The sequence below is a fragment of the Kiloniella antarctica genome, assembly GCF_042682825.1.
GTDB lineage: Bacteria > Pseudomonadota > Alphaproteobacteria > Kiloniellales > Kiloniellaceae > Kiloniella > Kiloniella antarctica.
Window position 1 is genome coordinate 1 of record NZ_JBHUII010000006.1, and the last position, 17,388, is coordinate 17,388.

Below are 17,388 nucleotides of genomic sequence, written 5' to 3' on the forward strand. Positions count from 1 at the left end.
ATCGCGAACTCTTTGGTGGCTGAACTGACGATCGTGCGGGTCATCTCTTTGCGTCTCCGGATAAAGGCTCCTGTTTTGAAGCCCAAAAGTGAAAAGGTATTTGTATCATATCAGGGTCTAAGCATCTGAATTGCCTCTAGTGGCGGTAATTCAGATGTATAAACGACAATAAATACATTAACTCGATTGGATCTACAGTTTAACTTGAAGGAAAATTAACCCTAGAATAATAAGATTAACCAATCTCTCTATTAACTTTAAAACCCTTACCTTTTGGATCTACTGTAAAATCACCATCTGTTACTGCGTAGCTCCATGCGGCAGATTTTTTCATGCCGCCCAAGGGGTACATGTGAACTTTTTTAATACCGCAATTTGGATTTTCTGCGTGATACCGTGCCAAATCCATAACAAGCTTATCCGGAGCTTTTACTGTTAGTAGTTTTGTGATGTTTTTTGCTTGGCGGGTTAGGACACGCATAGAAGACCCAATGCCACATGCTTTAGCATGGTTGAGTAGAGTTTTTATGGTGGCTAGGCCAGGTACGCCGAGATGAATTGGAAGTTTGTTGCCTTCGGATTGAATCAATTTATCCCAAGCAATAATTGGCTCGGCTTCAAAACAAAACTGAGTGGCGATATAGACGTAAGAATCTGTACGCTCTTTGAATGAGTTTTTCCAAGAAAGAGCTTCTCGCAGACCAGAAGCATTGATATCAGGGCTTCCTTCTGGGTGTCCGGCGACGCCAATCGACTTAATGCCATATTTATCAAACAAGCCAGTTTCAAGCAATTGCATAGAGCTCTCGAAATCACCTAAAGGTTTATCAACAGCGCCACCCAGAGCGACAGCATGCTCGATACCAACCTCGCCTTGCAAGGTGTTTAGGTAATCCTCAAACTCACCTTGTGTGCGAATAGACCGCGCTGCAAAGTGAGGTAAAGGAACAAAACCCTCTTCTTTTAACCGTTTAGATGTCGCAACGGTATCCGCAAAATCTGATCCTGGTAAAAACGTAACGGCAATTTCCGTTCCTGGGCGTAAGTGCTCTCGGTAATCGGGTGTTTTTGCGGCAGAACCCGGTGTGGTTTCAATTGTAAACCCGGTCATGAAATCAATAATTTGCTGTTTCACGATTGCGGTATTGAAATCTGTACTCATCTCTTTAGACCTAACTGGCGTTGGAAAGGCCACCGTTGCTTACTAGAATATCTAGTTTTTCATCGGTGTATTCTTGTTCAATTTTTGAGGCTGTTTCATTAGCTTCTGCTTCCAAGTCATCCCCGCAGGTAACGGGATCACTACGACGCCAGTGTTCAAGATATGAATCGCTGTCGCGCAGTTTGGCTTTCATCGCCGCACGGTCGATCGCTTTTTCAAAACGTTCTGTTAGTTGGATTTTGGCATTCTTTCTGCCTGCTTTTACAATAATTTGAGCAGGTATGTCCCGCCAGTAAACAATTGTTAACTTGGCCATAGTGTACTCCTTAGTTGACAGCAGCCATAAGGCTACCCAACTCTCCATATCCGGTGAATTTGTACTGGTATTTTAAGCCGATTTTAATTGCGGCTTTCTGGGCCAGATCCTGAAGTTCTTGGTCCTCTGTCTGCGCCAAATAAACCAATGTCGTATAATTACCAAAATACATTGGTAAAAGTTCAGGATGTTTACTAATACCCATGCCGTCCATGATAAGGGTATCAAAATGTCTGGCTAAATAGTCAGTAAGATAAAAACATGTAATGTCGTCATTGTGCATTTCTTCAAAGGCATCCAGTCCTGTGTAGAAAGCATAACAATGAACGCCGTCTATACGTTTGACGCCTTCTTCTTCAAGTACACGATCAAGTTCACCACCTGTACCACAATCGCCATAAACGACGAGAATGTTCTTATAAATATCTCTATTTTCGTGGATTTTTTGACGAACACCGCCGGGTATTTTATCCGGGGTGTTGTGCCAAATGGCTGGTAAACAAGTGATGTCCAGGTGATTCCAGTCATTGATCTTGTTTATCGCCAGAATTTCTCTGGCAACAGCTCCACAGGCGATAAGGAGAGTTTTACTCTCCTTATCGTTTAGATCTGTGGCTTGCTGGGACATGGTCCTGAAACCCTGGCTTTGTAAGGTTTAAGTGGCGTTGTGTCGGCGTTTCATGGCTTCTTTGGCCATTTCAACGGCGACAGCAGCGTCACGACAATAATGATCGGCACCGATTGCGTCACCAAAAGCTTCGTTAAGCGGTGCGCCACCAACCATAACAACGTAGTCATCGCGGATACCTTTTTCTTTCATGGTATCGATAACAACTTTCATATACGGCATTGTGGTGGTGAGAAGTGCAGACATGCCCAAAATATCAGGCTGATGTTCTTCGAGTGCTTCGAGGTATTTTTCGACGGGATTATTGATACCAAGATCAATAACTTCGAAACCAGCACCTTCCATCATCATTGAAACGAGGTTTTTCCCGATATCATGGATATCGCCTTTAACGGTACCGATAACCATCTTGCCAAGCTTTGGAGCACCTGTTGCAGCAAGCAATGGGCGAAGAATACCCATGCCGCCTTTCATGGCGCCAGCAGCGAGAAGTACTTCCGGTACAAAAAGGATGCCATCGCGGAAATCGATCCCGACAATTCTCATGCCTTCTACAAGAGCCTTAGTCAGAACTTCGTAAGGTTCCCATCCACGTTCAAGAAGGATTTCAACGCCCTCCAGAATCTCATCTTTAAGACCATCATAGAGGTCGTCGTGCATCTGCAGGACAAGTTCATCGTCATCAAGTGATTTCAGATCGAGATCGTCTTCTTCTGACATGGCCACATACTCTCATACAAAGTTTAACACCCAATATCGGTACTCTATGGACTCCATTGTGCGGTTTCCACGTACTGACACTAATTTTATCACTATATAGCCCTAAAAAATAAACAATTCATGTTCGATATGCGACGCTCATTTTTCCTTAGACGAAATTATGACAAACAATTGTCGTAACTGTCATATGTTTGTAACCGAAATGGCGAATTTTTTAACCATTTACTAAGCCTTGATCTGTAGAGGTGATGCACGCTGAATGAAAAAGCAGAATAATTTTGAATTTATCTGTTCATGGTGGGACGACTTCCTTATGGGAGTGTTGAGTCAGGTAGTGGGGGTAGTATTGTGGTAAAAGGCGACTCTGGTCTGCCTGTGCAAGGTGAATGCCTTGATGGTGAGTGTTTTGATAATGTGAGTTCATCTCGAGTTCTTTCTGTACGACGGTTGCGTCTTCGTGCAATTCAATTAAATGTCGTGGCCTTTTTACTATCGGTAATTCTTATTGGTTTGTGGGGTGTAAGCACTTATCAAGAAGTGTCCTCTGAAATTGATAAACAAGTTGAAGCAACACTTATAAAAATAGCTCAACCGTTTACTGTGCTTCTTTCACAGGTAGAGGATAGAGCTTCAAAAGTTGAGATCGACTTGTTTCAAGATCGCGAACTTGATGCTCTTAATGATTATGATCCTCAAGCAACTGTATCACTTATTTCCAATGAAGGCCTCGTTTTTAAAGGATTTTCATCCTTACCTTTGCCTGACAAGGGTGAGTTACAGGAATTGATGGTTAAGTCGTCTATGAATAGAAAGGCGATCATCAGCTTGCCGTATAAATTCATGGATCAATGGTATGCAAGTGCTTTGAGACCTTCGTCAAAAAATCAAGAGGCCTTTGATAGTTATGTCGTTACTTCTTTTCGCGTACACGACTTAATAAGTAATTGGGCAGTGCTTGGCTTGCCAAAACGCTCGCTTGTGTCAATTCAATGGGAAGCTCAAGAGGGCGATCGGAAGTTATGGCTTGATGATAATTTATCCTCTGATTTAGTTGGTCGGAAAGTCCCTTACCGATCCGTAGACCTTCGCGATGATGAACATACGATCGTTAAGGATCTTGATGGTGTTGATCGCATAATTAAGGGACGGGAATTGAAACATTTTGATATGTCGGTGGTTATCGGAATTCCCGCAGACTATATTGATGTGGTTTGGAAAGACCGTTACTCAGCCTCAGTCGGCTTTGCTCTTTGCGCAAGTTTGATCATGATGACTTCGCTGTATTTTGGGGGCCGGATATTTGTTTCGGCAGCAAGTCGTCGAGATGGTGCAGTGCTCGCGTTGAAAGAGAGTGAGCGCCGTTTTCGGGATATTGCGAGTTCGGCAACGGACTGGTTCTGGGAAATGGGTCCGGATTTACGTTTTACTTTTGTCTCGCAGCTTCAAGAATGGAATTTGTTGGGTAAGTCCTTTAGTGATGTTCAAGGCGACGGACTAACCGATGAGAGTTTTTTGAAGGTATTGCGAGCACGATCTTCATTTCGAGACTTGGAGCTGGTTGTCCCTGATTTGGCAGGGGTGCCGAGAATTCTTCGACTTAGTGGTGTCCCTGTCTTTGATAAAGGTGGGGAGTTCAAGGGTTATCGTGGGGCGGGGAGCGATATTACAGAGCGTCGTAAAGAGCAGCAGAAGATGGCAACTGCTCACGCACGTCTTTTCCGTGCTTTCGAAAGCTTTTCCGGGGCTGTTACACTTTATGATGATAATGATCGGCTGGTGGCATTTAATCGTCGTTTTCAAGAAATATTTTTCCCTGGACGACCGATGGCCATTCGGGTCGGTATGACTTATCGAGATGTTGTTGTTTCTTATGTCAACACTGGTCAGGATCCCTTGAGTGTTAAAAAGCGAGAGCGCTATATAGATGCTCTGATGCGCAGGCGTGGTAAGAGAAATAGAGAATTTCATTTTTCTGGTGATGTTTGGCTTAAAATCATCGATCACAAAACACCTGAGGGCGATCTTTTTACCGTCTATTCGGATATCAGCGATTATAAAGTGCGCGAAAAAGAGTTGTTAGAGCTAAGTAGTGAAAATCATCGATTGGCCGCCGCGGTTGGATCAACTGATGCCGGAGTTCTTATTGCCGACGCACGTGGTGAAAGGCGCCGAGTTGTTTATGCTAATCCTGCATTTACAAGGTTGACTGGGTACGTCCATGATGAGATCTCAGAGCTGAAATCAGATTTTTTACAGGGAGAGAAGACTAGCCCAGAAGCTCAGGAAGTTTTGGAACATAGCTTGCGTGATAACCGTCATGCCCGGGTCGATATTCTGAACTATCGTCGAGATGGTCAGGCTTTTTGGAACCAAATAGACTTAAGTCCTATTTTTGATGGCGAAAACAAAATTCAATATTTTGTCTGTGTCATGCAGGATATTACCAACCAAAAAGAGGTTGAGTTGGAGTTAACAGTCCTTAAGGAAAGTGCAGAGCTTGCCAATAGGGCCAAGTCTGAATTTATGGCACTGATGAGCCATGAATTGAGAACACCGCTTAATGCGATACTTGGGTTTTCTGAGATTCTAGCGACCGAAATGTTTGGTCCCCTTGGGAGCCCAAGATACAGAGATTATGCCCGGGATGTTAATGAATCTGGCACGCATCTACTTGATTTAATTAATGATATTTTGGATCTTTCCAAAGCAGAAGCCGGTAAGATCGAATTATTTGAAGACGATCTGGATATCAATGCAATTGTTGGTCGATGTGAAAAGATGCTTTCGGGGCGCGCCGAGCAGGCTGGTCTTAAACTCAGATTGGATTTGGCAAGCGAGTTACCTCTTTTTATGGGGGATGAAAGGCGGATCAAGCAAGTGCTGATCAATCTGATCTCTAATGCATTAAAATTTACTCCGTCAGGAGGCAGCGTCACTGTTAGTTCTTATGTCACGGGGAGAGGGCTTGAATTGTCCGTTATGGACACGGGCATTGGAATGTCCGAGAGTGAGATACCAAAAGCTCTGGCGCCTTTTGGGCAGGTTGATTCAAGCCTTAGTCGTAAACATGAGGGAACGGGTCTTGGATTACCACTTTCCAAGCGATTAACTGAATTGCACGGAGCCGAGTTCCTTATTGCGAGTAAACTGGGCGTGGGCACGACAGTTACGCTCGTTTTTCCACTTGAAGAACAGTTATTAACAGCTTAGGAGGCTCGGGTCTGAATTTTTAGCTCCAGAGTTTTCGTGATTTGAGAGTTTTTATTCTATTATCAGAGTCAATATTCCTGCAGTGATTAAGCTAACCCCGAAAATTTCTTTTCGGGTTAGGCGCTCTTTGAAAAATATGTAGCCAATGATAAGGGTAAAAATAAGCTCTATTTGGCCAAGGGTTCTTACGTGAGCTGCATTCTCCAAGGTCATTGCAGTAAACCAACCAGCGGAGCCAAGCATGCCAGTCATTCCGACCCAAATAGCCGCCCGCCAGCATTTTAAAACACGTATCAGTATGTCCGGTTTTTTTATGAGAAGATAACCGCCCATTGCCAAGGTTTGAAACCCGGTTACCCAAGCCAATGTGTAGGCGGACTGAATCATAAAGCCTTCCCCCCCCAGGGAAAGAGACGCTGCACGATAGGATACTGATGCTAAGGCAAAGAGGGCGCCTGCTGTAATCCCAGGCAAAATGCTTTTATCCTGGGTTAATAGGTTTCCAATACTTTTTATGAAGTTGGTTTTGGAAATCCTGGGTTGAGTTGAAGTCGGATTTGTTTTTCGATAGAGGGTTAGGACGCCAGTCAGACTTACCAATATGCCCGCTGTGGCTTGAATGGTTAGGGTGTCGCCTAATAAAATTAATCCAAATATTGCCGTTTGAATCGCTTCTGTTTTTGTCAGGCTGGTGCCAACAGCAAAATTACGCTGCCCGAAAAGCCAAACCAGTATAAAAGTTGCTAGGATTTGCGCGATCCCGCCGAGCATGCCGTAGAACAAAAACTCCATGTTTGTGTTTGGGAGAATGCTTGTGCTTGAAAATGTTAAGCTCTCAAAGCTACTAACCAGTGATAAGTACACCCACGTAAAAGGAACGGCATAAAGAAACCGGGCATAGGTTGCCCCTGTTGTATCTAGTCTGCCTTTCAAATGTTTTTGCAGTGCCGTTCGAATATTTTGAAACAACGCTGCTGCGACAGTAATGGGTATCCAGAGTTCCATGATTGAGGTCTTTATATAGGAATACTTATATGCTTTAGGTTAGAGCTTTAAAAAGCGCCTTTAATTTTGTAAAATCAATTTCAAAATAATTTTAAAAACATAAGAATATCTAATATGAAGATCCGTGATCTTTTGCATCCTCTTTCTGCTGTGCGTGCCTTTGAGGCTGTGGCCAGATTGCGGAGTATTTCTGCTGCTGCGAAAGATCTTGGCGTCACGCAGCCAGCCATTAGTCAGCAAGTAAAAAAGCTTGAAATTCATTTGGGTATTAAGTTGGTTGAGAGGGTGTCTAATACGATCAGGTTGTCGTCTGAAGGAGAGAAGCTTGCCCTTTCATTGCACTCGGCTTTTGGAATTATGCGTGAAGGTATGGAAGCTGCTATGTCACAGGGAGAGGTAACCGTTGCTGTGCTGGGAACCTTCGCGCAAAGGTGGTTAATTCCACGCTTACCTGATCTGCAAGAGCGTTATCCTGATGTTGATCTTCGCTTGATTACCAGATCAAAAATCGAAGATTTGAATCAGGGCGGTGTTGATCTTATTATTAAGCCTGAACAAAGAGATCAGGCTTTAAAAAGTGCTTCGTTTTTGATGGGGGACGAGGCGCGGATTGTGATGTCGCCAGATCTTCAAAAGCGAAAACCAGTAGTGTCTGTTGCTGATCTTGAAGGACATTTTTTAATAAAAGTGGATGAAGTGCCCAGAGATCAGGATTGGGCAAGATGGTTTGCAGAAGCTTCATTAGATAGCCTTGAACCGCGCGGATGGCATGTCTTTAGCAACTCTAGTCACGCGCTAGAGGCGGCAGTTGCTGGCGTAGGTGTTGCGATTGGGCATTGGCCAATGGTGATGGATGCGACGCGTTCGGGACGGCTGGTATGTCCTATTGACATCGTAATTAATCAAGGTGTTGGGTATCATATTTATGAAGGGGCGAGTACTACGGGAAATCCACATGTCTCCTTGGTCAAAGATTGGTTATTTTCGCAAGTGATACAGGATTAATGTCTTTAATTTTGCGTGGTGTCAGAGCGGTATTTCTTTTCGATTAGGCAAATACCTCACTTATGTGGCTGCCTTGGTTTGCTTGAAGATAGTCGATTTCTTTAACCATCTTAATGGTCAATAAAATGGCGATAATTGAGACGATATTACTGGAAAAGAAGATGCGGTCAGCATTAATCAGTTCATTTGTTTCGACTGCTCTGTCTGTGATGTTGTAACTGACCTGGAAGAACACGCTATCTACACCCCAGAAGACCCTCCACAATTTCAGAGTTAGAGGAGATGTGTCTGTGCGCTTGTGATTAGACCCAAACTTGCTAACTTTCCAGATTTCGGCAGGGATTTGGTATGGCTTCCAGATATTCGTGACGGGAATAAAAAAAACAGCCAACAGACCACCCTAGGGTATGCTTTAGTTTTTCAGCGGTAAAGGCGTGGCTGTTCGAATTACTTTGATAGATCCATATGAAAAATAAAACGACGTAAGTAATAAGCGTTAACCCAAATATAATATCAAGAATCCCAACCCAAAGATCATTATTTTCTACACATAAGTCGAGCGCTTCGATTGAACTGTAATTTCCAAGATTTATGTCCTCTAGTAAGGATAACTCAAAAAGTGTAGCGATTTGGATGGCTGTAAGTGAAGCTATTGCTATATAGCTTGCCAGTAAAACGTGGTTTGTGCGTTTGGATAGATCTTTGAGTTCGCCCTTGAGGGGCAACAAAACTTATTTCAGAATAAAAAACAAAGGCGGCACCACATGAGTGCCGCCTTTTCAGAGTGTTGTTACCTTGTTTTTAACCAACGAAGGCTTTTTCCACAACGTATTCACCTGGTTTGCTATTGGCACCTTCGTTGAGGCCAGCTTCTTCGCAGAGTTCGGCACAGGACTTGAGCATTTCCATGGAGCCACAGATCATAACGCGGTCGGTTTCAGGGTTTAGGGCAGGAGTTCCGAGGTCGGCAGTGATTTTTCCAGAACGGAAAAGTTCAGGAATACGGCCTTTGCGGACAAAATCTTCGCGGGTAACAGAGTTGTAATAACGTAATTTGTCTGTGACCATTTCCCCAAGGAACTCATCTTCATAAAGGCTGGAAACCAGTTCTTGGCCATAGCTGAGTTCTTCTACTTGGCGGCAGCTGTGGATCAAGATGACTTCTTCAAACTTCTCATAGGTTTCGGGGTCGCGAATGACGCTGGCAAAAGGCGCTAAACCCGTTCCAGTTGACATCATATAGAGACGTTTTCCTGGAACCAAAGCATCAAGGACGAGAGTTCCTGTTGGCTTTTTTCCAAGGAGGACCATGTCGCCCGGTTTGATATTTTGTAGTCGAGAGGTTAGGGGGCCATCTGGAACTTTTATAGAATAAAGCTCAATGGTTTCATCCCAAGCCGGGCTTGCAATTGAATAAGCGCGAAGTAATGGTTTGCCGTCGACCATAAGACCAATCATAACAAACTCACCAGTCCTGAACCGAAAAGCAGCGGGGCGGGTGATTTTAAAGGAAAACAGGGAATCTGTATGGTGTTTTACGGAAAGAACTGTTTCGCCAGTTACAGATTTGGGTAATGGTTTCTCTATCGTGGTCATGATATCGCCCGGTGTCGGTTCTGCTATTGCCAATTGTTCAACACTCATTAACTGATTCCGCTTTCTTATCGTGACGGCTTCGGTTGCGAAGCCAGTTGCTTGATCCAATTTCTGATGAGTGGTTGGGTGATGTTACTCATCGAATAGAAGATGGTTGCTATTAAATGTCACGTAAATTTCGTCGAGTATGTACCATAAAAAATTAGGAAAAGCACATGACAATTCATACTCATTTAACATAGTTCTTTTTTATTTCAAGAAAAATATCCAATAAATTTGTGTATTAATTTTATCAAGAACATTATTTCATTGTTATTATTCAGTATTTTTATTACACAAAATTTATGTTATAATTTAAAATTATGTAATGAAGTGCTGCGTTAAAGTGTAGCAGGGCGTTTGTTGCTGATACTGGACAACTAATTTAAATGCGCACGGTTGTGTGGAAGCTCCCAATTCATCTCTGGTGAGATGGGAGTTATGTTATAAGGATTGTTGACGGTATCATTTTGAAAACTTGTTTGAAGGATTGTTTCAAAATCGACGGTAAAAGATATCCGCTCTTGAGCGTAAAGGTCACGGGCATATCCCCACAAATTTGGATAATCAACAATCCTCTTTTTACTACATCTGTGCAGGGTGTAGTAAACAAGATCAAATCTGAGTAAGGTGGTGAAAAGTTTCAAATCAGAAGCGGTTATAGATGAGCCGAAAAGGTACCGGGTTTTAGAGAGGCGGGCTTCCAAGTCGTCTAGTGTATTGAATACTTGAATAACGGCTTGGTTGTAAGCTTCTTGTGATTGCGCAAAGCCAGCTTTGTAAACACCATTGCTCAAGCCATTATAAATATTATCATCGAGTAATGACATGCTCTCTTTCAGGTTTGGAGGATATAACGTCACGGATGTTTTGGTCGCACTAATCGTTCTCTCGTTGATTTGATCTCCTGCTTTATCAAAAGCCTTCATGATTTGCGCTGATTCGTTCGAGATAACTTTTTGATCAAAGCTATCCCATAGGATAGGTACGGTTGATCTTCCAGTGAAAGTCACATCAGAGTGGCTATAGAGCTGGTGAAGGTGACGGATATTGATTGTGGACCCTGGTACCCGCCAATGAGCACCACCATTTACAGCGTATCCTTGGTTTCTAGGGCCGTGAGCAATGTGGAGAGGGATGTATTCATTCAATCCTTTTAGTTCTCGGCAGATCATTACTCTGTGAGACCATTGGCAACTGTTGGAGCCAATAAGAACATAACGATCTGGGAATTCGATTATCTTATTTATTGTTTCATCAGATATGGTTTGAGAAAAGACACTGGTCTGACGTACATAGCTATCATTAACGATGATCCTGTCTTCATCGCTCCATTTACCGTTAATCAGCATTCCCATTTATGTTCATCCTTTACTGTTTTCTTACGTAATTCGTGTAAGTATTTGAATTTAAAATCTATTGATGCGAAAGTGCGTGCCGTTATGACCATTGGTTGCGATAATAACAGGGATGACCATCATTGAATGGTTTCATTTATAGGGTTTATGGTCTAAATTATCGACCATGAAAAACTTACCACTTAATGCTCTTCGTGCATTCGCTGCGGTTTATGAAACCGGTGGTGTGCGTTCTGCTGCTCGGCTTTTGGATATTACCCATTCATCGATCAGCAAACATGTTCATGACCTTGAGGCATGGATCGGGGTCCCTCTTATTCGTAGGGAAAAGGGGGTGCGGGCTGTGTCCTTTACTGCTCAAGGAGAGGATCTGGGGCGTATAAGCCTAGAGGGTCTTAGTATTCTTGCAAATGGTGTTGAAGCGGTTCGGGAAAGCCGACAAGGAAACTCTGTTATTATTTCAACAACGCCTTCTTTTGCTGCACGTTGGCTGTTGCCGCGACTTCAAGATTTTAATGCAACTTATCCCTGGATTGAATTGTCGATCATTGTTGATCAAAAGTTGAGTTTTTCCTCTGATCAAAATGCTGATTTGGCCATCAGGATGGGAAAAGGGCCATGGGATGATTTGAGATGTTTACCGTTGATGGACGAACAACTTTTCCCGGTTATGAGCACATCGTTCTGGCTTAAGGTTGGAAGACCAACAAATCTCTCTTGTTTGACGAATTTACCTCTTCTGCATGATCGTGATCCTCAGGCCTCTTGGCAAGAATGGGCAAGATCACGCGAGATCAAGGATCTAGACACGCGTGGAGGATCTCGGTTTGCGTCATCAGATTTGGTCTTGCGGGCAGCTGTTCAGGGCCTTGGGGTTGCGCTCGCGAGAAGCCGTCTGATTGAAGATGATTTATCAACTGGATTGTTGATAAATCCTTTTGAGGGTGAAGAGATGGTTTTGCCTAATGCTTACTGGGTAGTTCTTCCAAAAGGGAACAAACCCAAGATGGCTGTAGGCAAAGTTATTGAGTGGCTGGAAGATATGACTAAAAAACAGGTTTAGGTATCATAATTTGTAGCTTTCATTATTACTTAATTTGTTAAGTCGAGTTGATAATCTGACAGTTGATTGGGGGCTGCGAGGTGAATAACAACTCGTTTTTCCAAATTGAGTGAATTGAGCTGAGAAGAAAAGTGTTCAGTCATAAGTTTTTTGTGGAGGCCGCTTTTTTTGGCTTCGTTTAAAGCTTTTTCCAGCAAAGGTCTTAGATAGGCGCTCTTGGCATTGAGATAAAAATGAAAATCTCTATCGTATTTAAATAACAAATAGGGTTCGATTGCCAGTTCGGGATAGAATTCGGCTTCAAGACTTATCTCCGTAACACTGCGCGAGAAATAGTGAAACGGAGGCTTTATGTTTCCTATTGGCGGTGAAAGCAGACGTTTGTAAACAGATCGCTAATCTCCATCGACGACGTGGTAGGGCAGATCATTATGTCGCCAGACTTGCTCGTCAAACCAGTTCTAGCCAAACACCCCGACTTTTCCGGAGCGCCGGAAGTCAGTGAGAGTTTTGATTGAACTATAGTCCGATGTTGTCAATGGGGGGATAAAAAGGACTCTTTCACCTATCATACCTGAAGTCAGATCGATGTTTACATCGGTGTATTTTTTGTTTCTTTTGGGAGTTCTCAGTAAGACGATAATATCTATCTTCTCGGTCTCAAACATCGCAACACTACGTTTTTTGGGTATATCACCTTTTATAATAATCTTGAGGTTATGGCCAATGGCTTCCAGCGATGATTTTAAAAGATCGTGATAGAATTTTGATGTTCCTTCCTGTAGATCAACCATTCGCAACGTAATGGTGTCTGCAAGAATAGGAGAGGTCTGAAGATTAAAAAATAACCACAGGACAAAAATACTTACTCGGTTCTGTCTTAACACAAAATGCTCCTAATTGAACCCCTGGTTCATTGTCTTGCGAGCTATTTATGGATGGCAGGTCCTTTAACTATCGCTTTCGTATATCTCCTAGTGCGCTAAACATACTCTAAAAACGTTACTTGATATTTAATATTTGAAATAAATTATACTCCCTAAATTTCTTTTTGTCAGTTTCATGATGTGTTTAATATTAAGAAAATGGATATCTCATAAATACTTTTCCGTAAACTATGGGCGCCAAGCAGGGGGATTGAACCGCTTGCTTTGGCGCAAAAAAAAGAGTTTGATCCGGGATATGAGAGATGAACACAAAAAACAAATAAAACGACTGCCTTTTTGGCAAACCAAAAAACTTGAAGAGATGAGCGATCCAGAGTGGGAAAGCCTTTGTGACGGTTGCGGCAAGTGTTGTCTGGTAAAATTGGAAGATGCCGATACTGAAGAGATCGTTGATACTGACGTTGTTTGTAAACTTTTGGATCTTGGAACGTGTCAATGCAGTCAGTACAAAACGCGACACCAATATGTTCCTGATTGTATCAAGGTAACTGCCGATAATATTGAAACCCTAAATTTCATGCCGCCAACTTGTGCCTATCGGTTGCTCCATGAGGGCAAAGACCTTCCATGGTGGCATCCACTGATAACTGGAGATGCAAATTCGGTGCATGATGCGGGGGTCTCGACACTTGATAAAGTTGTATCCGAAACTGAGGTTGAGGACGCAGACCTCGAAGATCATGTTGTCGAATGGCCACAAGACCCCAGCCCTCCGGAGCCGTGGGTGCGTTATAATGAAATGAGTGACAACAAATAGCTTTTGTTACTTAAAGTTAACCTGTTGATTATGGGGATTCTACTTGTTAAAGCCATCAGGACTTCATTATCAGGAAATTGAAAGTAAAGTTCTAAAACTGGGCTTTCTAGCACGGGGTGGGTTTACGCCTTCGTCCGAAGATATGGTGCCCAATCTATCTTGTGGAGGGCAACCGCAAACAGTGATCGTTCTTGGAAATGCGGGGTCTAGTGATTTTTGGCAGAGCTTTATCCAATCCCCAGAATATCTTTCAAATTCATTGGACCCAATGGATCTCTGGACGAGACGTGTAATGGATCATTTGGCGGATGAATTGGGAGGAGAAGCTCTTTTCCCGTCAGATGGCCCACCTTACCAACCGTTCCAACGCTGGTCTTCGCGGGCAGAAAGCCTTTTTCCAAGCCCTATTGGTCTCTATGTTAGCCCCGTATGGGGAACTTGGCATGCTTTGCGAGCCGTAATCTTGCTTCCTGTGGTTGTTGGCGGTTTGCCCGTTTTATCGCAACAGCAAAATCCCTGCTTGAATTGTGCGGATCAACCTTGCCTTACTTCCTGCCCGGTTGAAGCATTTGTTGAGGGGCAACTCTACGATTATGTCGCTTGTGCAAAACATGTTGTCTCTGAGCAAGGAAATGACTGTGCTGCAAGCGGATGCCTTGCCAGGAGGGGGTGTCCGGTGGGACAAAATTTTATCTTAACACCAGAACACGCGGCCTTCCATATGACTGCTTTTACGAATGCAAGACGCCGGTCGGGTGAAATTTTCTAAAGGTAGGATTGACGTCGAGTATCATTGTTTAGAATTCTCATACTGAAACTTTATACAGATTAGCAAATGACGAAACCAATTTTACTTATTGAGCATGTCGACCAACCTAAAGAAGAGCGGATTTCTCGGATATTGGCAGAGGAAGGTCATGAGTTTTTATGGTGTAATCCTTCGAATGGTGAGGCTTTGCCCGAGAATTTTGATGATTTTACTGCTGTGATTGTCTATGGCGGGATGGAAGGAGCCTATGATTCGTACAGTTATTTGAAGGCTGAGTTGGATTGGATAAAACGTTGGGTTGATGCAGGGAAGCCGTACCTCGGCATTTGTTTGGGTGGACAATTACTCGCAAAGGCTATGGGAGGCGAGGCTTATGCTGACAAGCTGGGGCAAAAGGAAGTCGGATTTCATAAAGTTAAATCGGAAGTGACGGACGGTTTACTGGGAAAATTACCCGATTATTTCTTTCAATGGCATCGAGATACTTTTGATTTGCCAAAGAGTGCTACCAGGCTGGCATCGTCCGAGAAGTTTCAAAATCAAGCCTTCTCTTTGGGGGCTAAAGTTATTGGTTTGCAATTTCACCCTGAAGTGACACTCGAGGTTGCTGAAACGTGGTTTCGACAATTTCCCGGAGCCCTAAAAGAGCCAGATATGAAATCGCTACCAGAAATAGAAGCGCAGTTTCGCCAATTTGACGGTTCAATTGAAAGTTGGACAAGAAGCTTATTGAGAAAATGGTTATGTTGTTCTAGAATTTGATTGGAATATTTGACTTAAGACTATGTGTATTAAGGTTTAATGTCGATAAGTATGATCGCGATGTTGCTATCAATTAATCGGGATAACAAGACATTGATTTGAAAAGCAAATGTTTTGATAGTAAATTCCGAACGTCAATAAAGGTCGATTTTCGGTGTTTCTGGGTGACGAGATGACGCTCTTACGATATCCCAAAAAGAAAACCCCAGCTAGTGTCCCCTAAATGTTGGTATCCGATAGGGATGGAGAGTAAACCCGATGGCTAAAAGCGATATTGAAATTGCCCGTGAGGCAACGATGCAACCAATTACTGAGGTTGCTGAGAAAATTGGAATTCCTGCTGATAAGCTTCTTCAGTATGGTCCACACAAAGCAAAACTATCTTTTGACTTTATTAACTCCATTCAGGATAACCCTGACGGAAAATTGATTCTGGTAACAGCGATCAATCCGACACCAGCTGGTGAGGGTAAAACAACAACAACCGTTGGTCTTGGTGATGGCCTGAACCGCATCGGCAAAAAAGCAATTATGGCGTTGCGTGAACCGTCATTGGGACCTTGCTTCGGTGTCAAAGGTGGTGCTGCTGGCGGTGGTTATGCTCAAGTCGTTCCTATGGAAGACATCAACCTGCATTTCACAGGTGACTTCCACGCGATTGGTGTTGCGCACAACCTTTTGTCTGCACTCCTTGATAACCACATCTATTGGGGCAACGAGTTGGGTATTGATTCCCGCCGTATTCAGTGGAAACGTGTTGTTGACATGAACGACCGTGCATTGCGTTCTATCACCAATTCCATGGGTGGCGTTGCTAATGGTTTCCCGCGTCAAGATGGCTACGATATCGTTGTTGCCTCTGAAATCATGGCTATTTTCTGCTTATCTAATGATTTGAATGATCTCTCTGCACGTCTTGGTGACATCATTGTTGCTTACACACGTGAGAAAAAAGCAATCTACGCTCGTGATCTTAAAGGTCCTGGTGCGATGGCAGTTCTTTTGAAAGATGCTATTTCTCCAAACCTTGTCCAAACTTTGGAAAACAACGCTGCGTTCATTCACGGGGGGCCATTCGCTAATATTGCTCACGGATGTAACTCTGTTATCGCAACGAAAACAGCTCTTAAGCTTGCAGATTATGTTGTTACAGAAGCTGGTTTTGGTGCTGATCTTGGTGCAGAGAAGTTCTTTGACATAAAGTGTCGTAAAGCTGGTTTGAAACCTTCAGCGGTTGTAATTGTAGCTACTGTTCGTGCTCTTAAAATGCACGGTGGCGTTGCTAAGGCTGACCTTGGTAACGAAAATGTTGATGCTGTTACGAAGGGTTCTGAGAACCTGGCGCGTCACATTGCGAACATCAAGAAATTCAAAGTGCCTGCGGTTGTTGCAATTAATCAGTTTGTTACAGATACAGCTGCTGAAATCGAAGCGATCTCTGCTGCTTGTAAGGCGCTAGGTGCTAAAGCAATCGTTGCCAGTCACTGGTCAGACGGTGGTGCTGGTACAGAAGAACTTGCTCATCATGTTGTTGAGTTAGCTGATTCCGGTGTTGCAGACTTTACGCCGCTTTACCCTGATGAAATGCCACTGTGGGAAAAAATCGAAACGATTGCCACAGAGATTTATGGCGCTAGCGAAATCATCGCTGATGCTTCTGTGCGCAAGCAGATTGCTGAGCTTCAGGAAGATTACGGCCATTACCCAATTTGTATGGCGAAAACGCAGTACAGTTTCTCGACAGATCCGTCGCTTTTGGGTGCACCATCTGGACACGTTGTTCCTGTACGTGAAGTTCGTCTTTCTGCGGGTGCTGGTTTCATCGTGGTTGTAACTGGTGCGATTATGACAATGCCTGGTCTGCCGCGCGTACCTGCTGCAAACAATATTTACCTTAATGATGACGGTCAGATCGAAGGTCTGTTCTAAGTTAAAAGGTTTTGTTTTTGAAAAGGCGGTCCCGAGGGGCCGCCTTTTTTTATTGCAAGGTTGCCTATCCAAAATAAGTTAGACCTAATCTGGTTAATCAATACCTTCCTGATATGATGTAA

17 protein-coding genes are annotated in these 17,388 nt (G+C 43.4%); 7 read left to right on the forward strand and 10 right to left on the reverse strand.

Features of this window, described 5'->3' with window-relative positions:
- Nucleotides 1-235 precede the first annotated feature (235 nt).
- The 4 genes from ACFSKO_RS13040 to ACFSKO_RS13055 are packed head-to-tail and all read right to left on the reverse strand — an operon-like array spanning nt 236 to nt 2,826.
- Entirely contained in the window at nt 236-1,162 is a 927-nt protein-coding gene (locus tag ACFSKO_RS13040) for a methylenetetrahydrofolate reductase (RefSeq protein ID WP_380252297.1), read from the reverse strand.
- A 10-nt stretch (nt 1,163-1,172) separates the two neighbouring features.
- Nucleotides 1,173-1,478 (reverse strand): virulence factor, encoded by a 306-nt coding sequence (locus ACFSKO_RS13045; RefSeq protein WP_380252299.1) that lies wholly within the window; start codon nt 1,476-1,478, stop codon nt 1,173-1,175.
- A gap of 10 nt (nt 1,479-1,488) precedes the next feature.
- Nucleotides 1,489-2,106, reverse strand: a complete 618-nt coding sequence (locus ACFSKO_RS13050) for a DUF1638 domain-containing protein (RefSeq protein ID WP_380252301.1) — start codon at nt 2,104-2,106, stop codon at nt 1,489-1,491.
- Between the two features lie 27 nt (nt 2,107-2,133).
- The gene (locus ACFSKO_RS13055; protein ID WP_380252303.1) at nt 2,134-2,826 is read right to left on the reverse strand and encodes a corrinoid protein; all 693 of its coding nucleotides are present in this window, start codon (nt 2,824-2,826) and stop codon (nt 2,134-2,136) included.
- 348 nt (nt 2,827-3,174) lie between these two features.
- On the opposite strand from ACFSKO_RS13055, the gene ACFSKO_RS13060 reads away from it, so the two are divergent.
- Nucleotides 3,175-6,036 (forward strand): PAS domain S-box protein, encoded by a 2,862-nt coding sequence (locus ACFSKO_RS13060; protein ID WP_380252305.1) that lies wholly within the window; start codon nt 3,175-3,177, stop codon nt 6,034-6,036.
- Nucleotides 6,037-6,087: 51 nt separating this feature from the next.
- On the opposite strand, the gene ACFSKO_RS13065 is transcribed toward ACFSKO_RS13060, so the two are convergent.
- A complete protein-coding gene (locus tag ACFSKO_RS13065; RefSeq protein WP_380252307.1) occupies nt 6,088-7,041 on the reverse strand; it encodes an EamA family transporter in 954 nt (317 codons plus the stop codon).
- A 114-nt stretch (nt 7,042-7,155) separates the two neighbouring features.
- On the opposite strand from ACFSKO_RS13065, the gene ACFSKO_RS13070 reads away from it, so the two are divergent.
- Complete coding sequence (locus ACFSKO_RS13070; RefSeq protein ID WP_380252309.1) at nt 7,156-8,046, forward strand: LysR substrate-binding domain-containing protein; 891 nt, start codon at nt 7,156-7,158, stop codon at nt 8,044-8,046.
- A 43-nt stretch (nt 8,047-8,089) separates the two neighbouring features.
- Here ACFSKO_RS13070 and ACFSKO_RS13075 read toward each other — a convergent pair whose 3' ends face one another.
- The 4 genes from ACFSKO_RS13075 to ACFSKO_RS13090 all read right to left on the reverse strand — a co-directional run bounded on the left by ACFSKO_RS13075 (nt 8,090) and on the right by ACFSKO_RS13090 (nt 11,039).
- Entirely contained in the window at nt 8,090-8,437 is a 348-nt protein-coding gene (locus ACFSKO_RS13075) for a DUF4328 domain-containing protein (protein WP_380252311.1), read from the reverse strand.
- Nucleotides 8,364-8,774, reverse strand: coding sequence for a hypothetical protein (locus ACFSKO_RS13080; RefSeq protein WP_380252516.1), 411 nt, complete (start codon nt 8,772-8,774; stop codon nt 8,364-8,366). The genes ACFSKO_RS13075 and ACFSKO_RS13080 overlap by 74 nt, the downstream gene beginning before the upstream one ends.
- Before the next feature lie 73 nt (nt 8,775-8,847).
- On the reverse strand, nt 8,848-9,690 hold the full coding sequence (locus ACFSKO_RS13085) for a ferredoxin--NADP reductase (RefSeq protein WP_465262315.1): 843 nt from the start codon (nt 9,688-9,690) through the stop codon (nt 8,848-8,850).
- Between the two features lie 371 nt (nt 9,691-10,061).
- Complete coding sequence (locus ACFSKO_RS13090; protein WP_380252313.1) at nt 10,062-11,039, reverse strand: glutathione S-transferase C-terminal domain-containing protein; 978 nt, start codon at nt 11,037-11,039, stop codon at nt 10,062-10,064.
- A gap of 166 nt (nt 11,040-11,205) precedes the next feature.
- Between ACFSKO_RS13090 and ACFSKO_RS13095 the strand changes: the two genes are divergently transcribed.
- Nucleotides 11,206-12,102: a LysR substrate-binding domain-containing protein gene (locus ACFSKO_RS13095; RefSeq protein WP_380252315.1), complete on the forward strand. Its 897-nt coding sequence runs from the start codon at nt 11,206-11,208 to the stop codon at nt 12,100-12,102.
- A gap of 461 nt (nt 12,103-12,563) precedes the next feature.
- On the opposite strand, the gene ACFSKO_RS13100 is transcribed toward ACFSKO_RS13095, so the two are convergent.
- The gene (locus ACFSKO_RS13100; RefSeq protein WP_380252317.1) at nt 12,564-12,989 is read right to left on the reverse strand and encodes a hypothetical protein; all 426 of its coding nucleotides are present in this window, start codon (nt 12,987-12,989) and stop codon (nt 12,564-12,566) included.
- 295 nt (nt 12,990-13,284) lie between these two features.
- Between ACFSKO_RS13100 and ACFSKO_RS13105 the strand changes: the two genes are divergently transcribed.
- From ACFSKO_RS13105 to ACFSKO_RS13120, 4 genes are all read left to right on the forward strand, one after another.
- Entirely contained in the window at nt 13,285-13,806 is a 522-nt protein-coding gene (locus ACFSKO_RS13105; protein WP_380252319.1) for a YcgN family cysteine cluster protein, read from the forward strand.
- A gap of 43 nt (nt 13,807-13,849) precedes the next feature.
- On the forward strand, nt 13,850-14,575 hold the full coding sequence (locus ACFSKO_RS13110) for a ferredoxin (RefSeq protein WP_380252321.1): 726 nt from the start codon (nt 13,850-13,852) through the stop codon (nt 14,573-14,575).
- A gap of 66 nt (nt 14,576-14,641) precedes the next feature.
- Nucleotides 14,642-15,337, forward strand: coding sequence for a type 1 glutamine amidotransferase (locus tag ACFSKO_RS13115; RefSeq protein WP_380252323.1), 696 nt, complete (start codon nt 14,642-14,644; stop codon nt 15,335-15,337).
- 258 nt (nt 15,338-15,595) lie between these two features.
- A complete protein-coding gene (locus ACFSKO_RS13120; RefSeq protein ID WP_380252325.1) occupies nt 15,596-17,266 on the forward strand; it encodes a formate--tetrahydrofolate ligase in 1,671 nt (556 codons plus the stop codon).
- Nucleotides 17,267-17,388 lie beyond the last annotated feature (122 nt).

Excerpts from the sequence above, each read along its gene's own strand:
- ACFSKO_RS13040 (WP_380252297.1), bottom strand. The coding sequence starts at position 1,162 with ATGAGTACAGATTTCAATACCGCAATCGTGAAACAGCAAATTATTGAT.
- ACFSKO_RS13045 (WP_380252299.1), bottom strand. The coding sequence starts at position 1,478 with ATGGCCAAGTTAACAATTGTTTACTGGCGGGACATACCTGCTCAAATT.
- ACFSKO_RS13050 (WP_380252301.1), bottom strand. The coding sequence starts at position 2,106 with ATGTCCCAGCAAGCCACAGATCTAAACGATAAGGAGAGTAAAACTCTC.
- ACFSKO_RS13055 (WP_380252303.1), bottom strand. The coding sequence starts at position 2,826 with ATGTCAGAAGAAGACGATCTCGATCTGAAATCACTTGATGACGATGAA.
- ACFSKO_RS13065 (WP_380252307.1), bottom strand. The coding sequence starts at position 7,041 with ATGGAACTCTGGATACCCATTACTGTCGCAGCAGCGTTGTTTCAAAAT.
- ACFSKO_RS13070 (WP_380252309.1), top strand. The coding sequence starts at position 7,156 with ATGAAGATCCGTGATCTTTTGCATCCTCTTTCTGCTGTGCGTGCCTTT.
- ACFSKO_RS13085 (WP_465262315.1), bottom strand. The coding sequence starts at position 9,690 with ATGAGTGTTGAACAATTGGCAATAGCAGAACCGACACCGGGCGATATC.
- ACFSKO_RS13090 (WP_380252313.1), bottom strand. The coding sequence starts at position 11,039 with ATGGGAATGCTGATTAACGGTAAATGGAGCGATGAAGACAGGATCATC.
- ACFSKO_RS13095 (WP_380252315.1), top strand. The coding sequence starts at position 11,206 with ATGAAAAACTTACCACTTAATGCTCTTCGTGCATTCGCTGCGGTTTAT.
- ACFSKO_RS13105 (WP_380252319.1), top strand. The coding sequence starts at position 13,285 with ATGAGAGATGAACACAAAAAACAAATAAAACGACTGCCTTTTTGGCAA.
- ACFSKO_RS13115 (WP_380252323.1), top strand. The coding sequence starts at position 14,642 with ATGACGAAACCAATTTTACTTATTGAGCATGTCGACCAACCTAAAGAA.
- ACFSKO_RS13120 (WP_380252325.1), top strand. The coding sequence starts at position 15,596 with ATGGCTAAAAGCGATATTGAAATTGCCCGTGAGGCAACGATGCAACCA.